Annotated in this window: 8 protein-coding genes; all 8 read left to right on the top strand. The window is 70.4% G+C overall.

What is annotated here, in order from left to right; translation table 11 throughout:
• The first annotated feature begins 80 nt into the window (after positions 1 to 80).
• Entirely contained in the window at positions 81 to 1,250 is a 1,170-nt protein-coding gene (gene argJ / locus VF289_RS19455; RefSeq protein ID WP_330886155.1) for a bifunctional glutamate N-acetyltransferase/amino-acid acetyltransferase ArgJ, read from the top strand.
• Positions 1,247 to 2,236, top strand: coding sequence for an acetylglutamate kinase (gene argB / locus VF289_RS19450; RefSeq protein ID WP_330886153.1), 990 nt, complete (start codon positions 1,247 to 1,249; stop codon positions 2,234 to 2,236). The genes argJ and argB overlap by 4 nt, the downstream gene beginning before the upstream one ends.
• Positions 2,229 to 3,512 carry an acetylornithine transaminase gene (locus VF289_RS19445; protein ID WP_330886151.1) on the top strand — a complete coding sequence of 428 codons (1,284 nt, stop codon included), beginning with the start codon at positions 2,229 to 2,231 and terminating at the stop codon, positions 3,510 to 3,512. Before argB ends, VF289_RS19445 begins: the two co-directional genes overlap by 8 nt.
• A gap of 1 nt (position 3,513) precedes the next feature.
• On the top strand, positions 3,514 to 4,497 hold the full coding sequence (argF, locus tag VF289_RS19440) for an ornithine carbamoyltransferase (RefSeq protein WP_330886149.1): 984 nt from the start codon (positions 3,514 to 3,516) through the stop codon (positions 4,495 to 4,497).
• The gene (locus tag VF289_RS19435) at positions 4,494 to 5,054 is read left to right on the top strand and encodes an arginine repressor (RefSeq protein ID WP_330886147.1); all 561 of its coding nucleotides are present in this window, start codon (positions 4,494 to 4,496) and stop codon (positions 5,052 to 5,054) included. The genes argF and VF289_RS19435 overlap by 4 nt, the downstream gene beginning before the upstream one ends.
• Before the next feature lie 120 nt (positions 5,055 to 5,174).
• On the top strand, positions 5,175 to 6,410 hold the full coding sequence (locus VF289_RS19430) for an argininosuccinate synthase (protein WP_330886145.1): 1,236 nt from the start codon (positions 5,175 to 5,177) through the stop codon (positions 6,408 to 6,410).
• On the top strand, positions 6,407 to 7,933 hold the full coding sequence (gene argH, locus VF289_RS19425) for an argininosuccinate lyase (protein WP_330886143.1): 1,527 nt from the start codon (positions 6,407 to 6,409) through the stop codon (positions 7,931 to 7,933). Before VF289_RS19430 ends, argH begins: the two co-directional genes overlap by 4 nt.
• Before the next feature lie 110 nt (positions 7,934 to 8,043).
• A complete protein-coding gene (gene tyrS / locus VF289_RS19420; protein ID WP_330886141.1) occupies positions 8,044 to 9,312 on the top strand; it encodes a tyrosine--tRNA ligase in 1,269 nt (422 codons plus the stop codon).
• Positions 9,313 to 10,080: the final 768 nt, after the last annotated feature.

Raw genomic sequence — 10,080 nt, 5'->3', positions numbered from 1 at the left:
CTCCGCCCGGCCCGGCCGCCCTCCCCGCCCCCGCCTCGCCCTTCCCCACCCATCACCTTCCGAGTCCTCCAGGAGCTCCCGTGTCGATCACCCGCCCCCGCGGCTTCCGCGCCGTCGGCCTCCCCGCCGGCATCAAGGCCGGCGGCACCGCCGATCTCGCCCTCGTCGTCAACGACGGCCCGCGCGACACCGCCGCCGCCGTCTTCACCAGGAACCGCGTCCAGGCCGCCCCCGTGCTCTGGTCCCGTGAAGCCGTCGCCGACGGGCGCGCGCGCACCGTCGTGCTGAACTCCGGCGGCGCCAACGCCTGCACCGGACCCGACGGCTTCGCCGACACCCACCGCACCGCGGAGCATCTCGCCGCCGCGCTCGAGATCTCCGCCCAGGACGTGCTGGTCTGCTCGACCGGACTGATCGGCGAGCGCCTGCCGATGGAGCCGCTGCTGGCCGGCGTCACCGCCGCGACGCAGCAGCTGGGCTCCGGCCCGGAGGCCGACGAGGCCGCCGCGCGCGCGATCATGACCACCGATTCGGTCCCCAAGAGCGCGGAGGCCACCACACCCTCCGGCGTCATCGTGGGCGGGATCGCGAAGGGCGCGGGCATGCTCGCCCCGCAGCTGGCGACCATGCTCGTGGTCCTCACCACCGATGCGGACGTGGACGCCGCCACCGCCGACGCCGCGCTGCGCGCGGCCACGGCCACCACCTTCGACCGCGTCGACTCCGACGCCTGCATGTCCACCAACGACACCGTGATCCTGCTGGCCTCCGGGGCGAGCGGCATCAGCCCGTCGCTCGAGGAGCTGACCGAGGCGGTGCGTGCCGTCAGCGCCGATCTCGCCCGGCAGCTGGTCGCGGACGCCGAGGGCGCGAGCCACGACGTCCACGTGATCGTCCGCTCGGCGAGCACGGAGCAGGCCGCGCTCGCCGTGGCTCGCGAGATCGCCCGCTCGAACCTGGTCAAGGCTGCGATCTTCGGCAACGACCCCAACTGGGGCCGGATCGTCGCCGCCGCCGGCTGCGTCCCCGAAGAGGCCGCCCCCTTCTCGGCGGACGACCTCTCGGTCACCGTCAACGGCATCGAGGTGTGCCGCGGCGGGGGAGCCCACCGTGACCGCTCCGAGGTGGACATGACCCCGCGGGAGACCCTCATCGAGGTGGACCTCGGGGCGGGAGACGCCACCGGGGACATCTGGACCAACGACCTCACCCACGACTACGTCGAAGAGAACAGCGCCTACTCCTCATGAGCCCTGCCGAGACCGCTCCCGAACCCCCCGCCCCGTCGGCCGACGCCCCGTTGGTGGGCAAGAACCCCCTGGACCAGCTCGACGCCGCCCGCACCGAGGCGCGCGAGAAGTCCGAGGTGCTCATCGAGGCGATGCCCTGGATGCAGCGTTTCCGCGGGAAGATCGTCGTGGTGAAGTACGGCGGCAACGCCATGGTCGACGAGGAGCTGAGGCGCGGCTTCGCGGCGGACATCGTCTTCATGCGACTGGCCGGCATCCACGTCGTGGTCGTGCACGGCGGCGGGCCGCAGATCAACGCCATGCTCGAGCGGGTCGGCAAGCAGTCCACCTTCCGCGGCGGGCTGCGCGTCACCGACACCGAGACCATGGACATCGCCCGCATGGTGCTGGTCGGCCAGGTGGGTCGCGAGCTGGTGGGCCTGATCAACCACCACGGTCCCTTCGCGATCGGCATGTCCGGTGAGGACGCACGACTGTTCACCGCCACGCGCCGCGGCACCGTCGTGGACGGAGAGGACGTGGACCTCGGCCATGTCGGCGCCGTGCAGGGCGTGAACATCGCCGCGATCAGCGATCTGCTCGAGGCGGGCCGGATCCCCGTGATCTCCTCGATCGCCCCCGAGGTGGACGGCGCCGGCGATCCCACCGGCGAGGTGCTGAACATCAACGCCGACCTCGCGGCCGCCGCGCTCGCCGAGGGACTGGACGCGGAGAAGCTGGTGATGCTCACCGATGTCGAGGGCCTGTACCGCGACTGGCCGGACCGCGCCTCGCTGATCCCCGAGATCTCCGCGAGCGAGCTGCGGGACATGCTGCCCGGCCTCACCGCAGGGATGATCCCCAAGGCCGAGGCGCTGCTGGGCGCGGTGGACGCCGGAGTGCGCACCGCCGCGATGATCGACGGTCGCATCGAGCACGCCGTGCTGCTGGAGGTGTTCACGACCAAGGGCGTGGGCACCATGGTGAGGAGGGACGACTATGTCTGAGAACGCTGAGCAGAGCCGGACCCTGGATCGCGACCTGGATCGCCAGGGGGGACGCGACCGGGATCTGGACACTCGCTACGAGGCGGCGCTGCTGCCCGTCTTCGGCAGCCCGCAGAAGGTGCTCGCCCGCGGCGCCGGCGTGCACGTCTGGGACACCGACGGGAAGCAGTATCTCGATCTGCTCGCGGGGATCGCCGTCAACGCCCTCGGCCACGCCCACCCGGCGCTGCTCTCGGCGATCACGAAGCAGGCGGAGACCCTCGGGCACGTCTCGAACTTCTTCGCCTCAGCCCCGCAGATCGAGCTCGCCGAGAAGCTGCTCGAGCTCGCGCAGGCGCCGTCGGGCTCCGGGGTCTTCTTCGCGAACTCCGGCACCGAGGCGAACGAGGCGGCGTTCAAGATCGCCCGCCGCACCGGACGCCCACGCATCCTCGCGCTGAGCAACTCCTTCCACGGTCGCACGATGGGTGCTCTGGCACTGACCTCGAAGGAGGCCTACCGGACGCCCTTCGAGCCTCTGCCCGGCGGGGTCGAGTTCCTCGAGGCCGGGGACGAGCAGGCCCTCGCGGACGCCCTCGCCCCCGGTGACGTCGCCGCTGTGTTCGCCGAGCCCGTCCAGGGCGAGGCCGGGGTGCGCCCGCTCAGCCCCGACTACCTCCGCGCCCTGCGCCGCCTCACACGGGAGCACGGCACCCTGCTGATCCTCGACGAGGTGCAGACGGGAGTGGGCCGCACCGGGCACTGGTTCGCCCACCAGGCGATCGAGGGTCTCCAGCCGGACGTGATGACCCTCGCCAAGGGCCTCGGCGGCGGGTTCCCGATCGGGGCCGTGATCAGCTTCGGCCCCGAGGTGCACGACCTGCTGCAGCCCGGCCAGCACGGCACCACCTTCGGCGGCAACCCGCTGGCCTCCGCCGCGGGGCTGGCCGTGCTCGGCACGATCCTCGAGGACGATCTGCTCGCGCACGTCCGCTCCGTCGGCGCGCAGCTCACCCGGGAGGTGCGCGCCCTCGAGCACCCGCTGATCGCCGGGGTGCGCGGCGCCGGGCTGCTGCTCGGCATCGCGCTGACCGCACCGGTCGCGAAGCAGGCCGCCGCCGCGGCGCTCGAGGCCGGCTTCATCGTCAATGCGCCGGACGAGTCGACCTTGCGCCTGGCCCCACCTCTGATCATCACCGATGCCGAGCTCGCGACCTTCACGGCCGCCCTGCCCGGCCTGCTCGATGCCGCCGCGGAGCCCGCGCCCGCGGCGTCGATCCCCGAAGGAGACCACTGAGATGCCCCGTCACTTCCTGCGCGACGACGATCTCGCCCCGGCCGAGCAGAAGGAGGTCCTCGCCCTCGCCCTCGAGCTCGCCGGCGACCGCTTCGCGAAGCGCCCCCTGGAAGGGCCGCGCACCGTCGCGATCCTCTTCGACAAGTCCTCCACCCGCACCCGGATCTCCTTCGCCACCGGCGTCGCCGAGCTCGGCGGCAGTCCGCTGGTGATGGAGGCGGGCTCCAGCCAGCTGGGCCGCGGCGAATCCATCGCCGACACCACGCAGGTGCTCACCCGGATGGTCTCCGCGATCGTCTGGCGCACCTTCGGGCAGGAGCGCATCGAGGAGATGGCCGCCCACGCCACCGTCCCGGTGATCAACGCGCTGACCGACGAGTTCCACCCCTGCCAGATCCTCGCGGACCTGCAGACCATCGCCCAGCACACCGGGGGGCTGGCGGACGGCGACGCCGCTCTGGCCGGTCGCTCCCTCGCGTACCTGGGCGACGGCGCGAACAACATGGCGCACTCCTACCTGCTCGGCGGGGCGACCGCCGGCATGGACGTGCGGATCGCCTCCCCGGCCAGCCATCGCCCGGATGGGCAGGTCCTCGCCCGCGCCGAGGAGATCGCCGCGGCCACCGGCGGTGCGATCACCGTCACCGAGGACCCCCGGGAAGCGGTCACGGGCGCCACCGCCGTGCTCACCGACACCTGGGTCTCGATGGGCCAGGAGGGGGAGGACGGCCGCGGCGAGGCGACCTTCGCCCCGTTCCAGGTGACCGAGGAGCTGATGGGGCTCTCCGGCGGGCTCTTCCTGCACTGCCTGCCCGCCTACCGCGGCAAGGAGGTCACGGCCGGAGTGATCGATGGTCCCTCCTCCGTGGTCTGGGACGAGGCGGAGAACCGGCTGCACGCCCAGAAGGCCCTGCTGACCTGGCTGCTGGAGCACCCGGACGAGGCCACAGCGAGCCACGCCCGGCCGAGGAGAGCGCAGCGATGACCGATTCCCGACGAGCGCTCGCCCAGACCAAGACCTCCCGCCAGCAGCGGATCGTCCAGCTGCTCACCCATCAGGAGGTGTCCTCTCAGTCCCAGCTCGCCCAGCTGCTGACCACCGAGGGCACCGAGGTCACCCAGGCCACCCTCTCCCGGGACCTGGTGGAGCTCCAGGCGGAGAAGGTCCGGGGCTCCGCGGGCAGCCTCGTCTACCGCCTGCCCCCTGAGGGCGGCGCCCCCAGGCCGGCCGGCCCGCCGCCCGAGAGCGAGCTGCTCGAGGCGCGCCTGCCGCGACTGGCGGAAGGCCTGCTGGTCTCCGCCGAGGCGAGCGGCAACCTGGTGGTGGTCCGCACCCCGCCCGGGGGTGCGCAGTATCTCGCCTCCGCCCTGGACCGCTCCGTCATGCCTGACGTCCTCGGTACGATCGCCGGGGACGACACCGTGCTGCTGGTCTCCCGCGATCCCGCCGGAGGCGATCGGCTCGCCGACCGCCTGCTGGACCTGGCGGAGGGCCGACGGGACGTCGCCGAGATCCTCACCCGGTCCCCGTCCGAACCGTGACGGCCGGTCCGTGACGGACGGCCCGCATCCGCCGCACGAGCCCCGTGCTGACACCCCGACCTGCACCCCGAACCATCCCCGACCCGCACCCCGCACGACCCACGACTAGGAGCATCTCCCGTGACTGAAAAGATCGTCCTCGCCTACTCCGGCGGCCTCGACACCTCTGTCGCCATCGGCTGGATCCACGACGCCACCGGCGCCGACGTCATCGCCTGCGCGGTGGACGTGGGCCAGGGCGGCGAGGATCTCGAGGTCATCCGACAGCGCGCCCTGGACTGCGGCGCCGTCGAGGCGTACGTCGCCGACGCCCGCGACGAGTTCGCGAACGAGTACTGCATGCCGGCCCTGCAGGCGAACGCGCTGTACATGGACGCCTACCCGAACGTCTCGGCGATCTCCCGCCCGGTGATCACCAAGCACCTGGTCAAGGCCGCCAAGAAGTACGGCGCTACCACGGTCGCCCATGGCTGCACCGGCAAGGGCAACGACCAGGTGCGCTTCGAGGTCTCGATCACCTCGCTGGCTCCCGAGCTCAAGTGCATCGCCCCCGTCCGCGACCTCGCGCTGACCCGTGACAAGGCGATCCAGTACGCCGAGCGCAAGGGCCTGCCCATCGAGACCACCAAGCACAACCCCTTCTCGATCGACCAGAACGTGTGGGGCCGCGCCATCGAGACCGGCTTCCTCGAGGACATCTGGAACGAGCCCACCAAGGACGTCTTCAGCTACACCGACGACCCGGCCTTCCCTCCGGTCGCCGATGAGGTCGTGATCTCCTTCGAGCAGGGCGTCCCGGTCGCGATCGACGGCCGGAAGGTCTCGCCGCTCGAGGCCATCCAGGAGCTCAACACCCGCGCCGGCGCCCAGGGCATCGGTCGCATCGACATCGTCGAGGACCGCCTGGTGGGCATCAAGTCCCGCGAGGTCTACGAGGCTCCCGGCGCGATGACGCTGATCACCGCCCACCAGGAGCTCGAGCGCGTGACCCTCGAGCGCGAGCAGGCCCGCTTCAAGCGCACCGTGAGCGACCGCTGGACCGATCTGGTCTACGACGGCCAGTGGTTCTCCCCGCTGAAGAAGTCGCTGGACGCCTTCATCACCGACACCCAGCGCTACGTCTCCGGCGACATCCGCATGACCCTGCACGGCGGCCGCGCCACCGTCACCGGGCGCCGCACCGAGACCGGGCTGTACGACTTCCACCTCGCCACCTACGACGAGGGCGACACCTTCGACCAGGGCAGCGCGCGCGGGTTCATCGACATCTACGGCCTGGCCGCCAAGCAGGCCGCGGCCCGCGACGTCGCCTTCGGCAACGGCGAGGACCTCGAGGCCGCCGAGGGGCAGGCATGAGCCAGGACGGCACCACGCCGACGGGCGGCTCCTCGGGCACTGCGGACCCGTCGCGATCTGCCGACCCCTCGGACGCTGTGGCTCCGACAGCCGCTGCCGACCCGTCGGCCGCGAAGGAGAACGCCTCCCTGTGGGGCGGGCGCTTCGGCTCCGGCCCGGCGGCCGCCCTGGCGGCGCTGTCCGTGTCCACGCACTTCGACTGGCGCCTGGCCCAGTACGACCTGCGCGGCTCGAAGGCCCATGCGAACGTGCTCCACGCGGCAGGCCTGCTCAGCGATGACGAGCTGACCGGCATGCAGAGCGCCCTGGATGCTCTCGCGGCTGATGTCGCCTCCGGCGAGTTCGCCGCCGCGCCCGAGGACGAGGATGTGCACACCGCTCTCGAACGCGGTCTCATCGAGCGGGCCGGCGCCGAGCTCGGCGGCAAGCTGCGCGCCGGCCGGTCCCGCAACGACCAGATCGCCACCCTGATCCGGCTGTTCATCCGCGATCAGGCCCGCGCGCTCGGGGAGCAGGTGCTCGACCTGGTCGATGTGCTCGTGGCGCGGGCCCGTGAGGTGCACGGCGCCCCGATGCCCGGGCGCACCCACCTCCAGCACGCCCAGCCGCTGCTGCTCAGCCACCATCTGCTGGCCCACGCCTGGCCGCTGCTGCGGGACGTCGAGCGCCTGCGGGACCTCGATGCCCGGGTGGACAGCTCGCCCTACGGCTCCGGGGCGCTCGCCGGCTCCAGCCTGGGCCTGGATCCGCAGGCGGTCGCGGAGGAGCTGGGCTTCACGGACTCGGTGTGGAACTCGATCGACGGGACCGCCTCGCGCGATCTCACCGCCGAGTTCTCCTTCGTGCTCGCGATGATCGGCATCGATCTGTCGCGGCTGGCCGAGGAGATCATCCTGTGGAACACCAAGGAGTTCTCGTTCATCACCCTGGATGACGCCTACTCCACCGGATCCTCGATCATGCCGCAGAAGAAGAACCCGGACATCGCCGAGCTCGCCCGCGGCAAGGCGGGGCGCGTGGTGGGTGACCTGGTGGGCCTGCTGACCACGCTCAAGGCCCTGCCGCTCGCGTACAACCGCGACCTGCAGGAGGACAAGGAACCGGTGTTCGACCAGGTCGATTCGCTCGATCTGGTGCTGCCGGCGTTCACCGGCATGATGGCGACCCTGACCTTCCACACCGCGCGGATGGCCGAGCTCGCCCCCCAGGGCTTCTCCCTCGCCACCGACATCGCGGACCACCTGGTGCGCCGCGGTGTCCCCTTCCGCTCTGCGCACGAGATCTCGGGGGCCTGCGTGAAGGTCGCCGAGGAGCAGGACAAGGAGCTGTGGGATCTCACCGATGCGGAACTGGCATCGATCTCGGAGCATCTGGACGGCTCGGTCCGTGCCGTCCTGACCGTCGAGGGCTCGATCGCCTCCCGCGATGCGAAGGGCGGCACCGCCCCGGTGAGGGTCGCTGAGCAGGAGGACGCCGCTGCGGAGGCGGTCACCGCGCTGCGGCGCTTCACCCGCGACCGCTGAGCCGCGGGCCGCGACCGCGGTCTCTGCTCCGCGCCGCCCTGCCGGGAGGTGGGATACTGACCGTCGGGCTCCCTGCCGGTGCCCGCCACACAGCTGAGAGGAACTGATCGATGCATTCCGTCCTGGACGAGCTCGCCTGGCGAGGACTCGTCGTGCAGACCACCGGGCGCGAGGCGCTCGGCAGCGCTCTGGCGGACGGACCGGTCAGCCTGTATTGCGGATTCGATCCGACGGCGGCCTCCCTCCACGTCGGCCATCTGACGCAGGTGCTCACCATGCGTCGCTTCCAGCTGGCGGGACACCACCCCTACGCCCTGGTGGGCGGCGCGACCGGACTCATCGGCGACCCCCGCATGTCGGGGGAGCGGGTGCTGAACGACGCGGAGATCGTCGGTCAGTGGGTGGACAGCCTGCGCGGGCAGATCTCCCGCTTCCTCGACCTCGAGGGGGAGCACGCCGTCACCATGGTGAACAACCTCGACTGGATCGGGCAGATGAGCGCCCTGGACTTCCTGCGGGACATGGGCAAGCACTACCGCCTGGGCACCATGCTCGCCAAGGACACCGTCGCGCGCAGGCTGCAGAGCGACGAAGGGATCAGCTACACCGAGTTCAGCTACCAGGTGCTGCAGGGGATCGACTTCCTCGAGCTGCATCGTCGCCACGGCATCACCCTGCAGTACGGCGGGAACGATCAGTGGGGCAACCTGCTCTCGGGCGTCGACCTGATCCACAAGGTGGAGGGGAAGGATGCGCATGCGCTCACCACACCGCTGGTGACCAAGGCGGACGGCACGAAGTTCGGCAAGAGCGAGGGCGGCGCCATCTGGCTCGATGCCGAGCTCACCAGCCCCTACGCCTTCCATCAGTTCTGGCTCAATGCCGCTGACGCGGACGTCGTGAACTACCTGCGGTACTTCACCTTCCGTGGCCAGGACGAGATCGCCGAGCTCGAGCACGCGACCGAGACCGCCTCGCATCAGCGTGCCGCTCAGAAGGCGCTGGCCGATGAGCTGACCACGATGGTCCACGGAGATCAGGCCACCACGCAGGCCAAGGCCGCAGCCGCGGTGCTCTTCGGCCGGGGCGAGGTGCAGGAGCTGGACGAGCAGACCCTCATCGCGATCTCCCGCGAGCTGCCGGGAGCAGACGTCTCCGGCACGACCACTCTGGTCGACGGGTTCATCCAGGCCGGCATCGTCACCTCCAAGGGCGCCGCCCGCCGGGATGCCGAAGGTGGTGGGCTCTCCGTGAACGGAGAGAAGGTCACCGCCGAGGACATCTCCCGCGAGATCGCCTCGCTCGATGCTCTGCCCGGCGGATACCTGCTGCTGCGCAGGGGACGCAAGAACGCGGCGATGATCCGTCGCGCCGACTGACCGAGAGCCCCGCACCACCGGAGCCCCACTCCCTGCAACCTGCAGAGGGTGGGGCTCCTGCGTTCTGCGAGAACCGGCGGCACGGGCGAGGGCGCGCCCGATAGAGGCCCTCTAGAGGACGGCTCCACAAACTGTCAAGCCGACGATAAGGCCCGGTGACCCCCCTCTCAGACGTGGGTCACATCCAGGTGAACGAGCGCTTTCCCGGCCTCCAAAAAGTGCCGCTGACCTGCGCGCTTAGTGAATCCACGACGTGAACGGGGCCTGAATCGACGGGTTTGACGACCCCCCGCGAGACCCGTAATGTTCTCTCTTGTCAGCAGCGAGAACGCAGGCACGACGGACCGAGAGTCTCCCCCGGGAGGCGCGAGGAACACAGTGGAGCGGAGCAGTTGCGGGACAGCTCGACCGGGCAACCGGGAGGGTGGCCGTGACCAGGTCAGAGGGACGATCGCAGGATGATCCGACCGAGACCGGGAACACACGGCGCAGAGTTGGACCGGACCGCGAAGAACTGCTAGAGTAGTTACTCGCACCGGGACGACGAAGCAAGAAGTCGTCAGACGGAAGTTTCCGCCGGCGCATCCGAGCCTCCGACTCGCACCGCAGACGCGGTGAGAGAACGATGTGCGCGTGTTGCTTGATATCTCAATAGCGTGTCTGTTTGTTGATGCCATTTAGTTTGAATGGCAATTTTATAACGGATGATACAGCAGTTTAATTTGCTGGTTGTTTGTTTCTATTGTCAGGATATTGTTTTTCATGTTT

This window comes from Brachybacterium sp. (assembly GCF_036379615.1).
Lineage (GTDB): Bacteria > Actinomycetota > Actinomycetes > Actinomycetales > Dermabacteraceae > Brachybacterium.
Note: the sequence above shows the minus strand (reverse complement) of the source record. Positions and strands in the feature narration are given on the sequence as shown.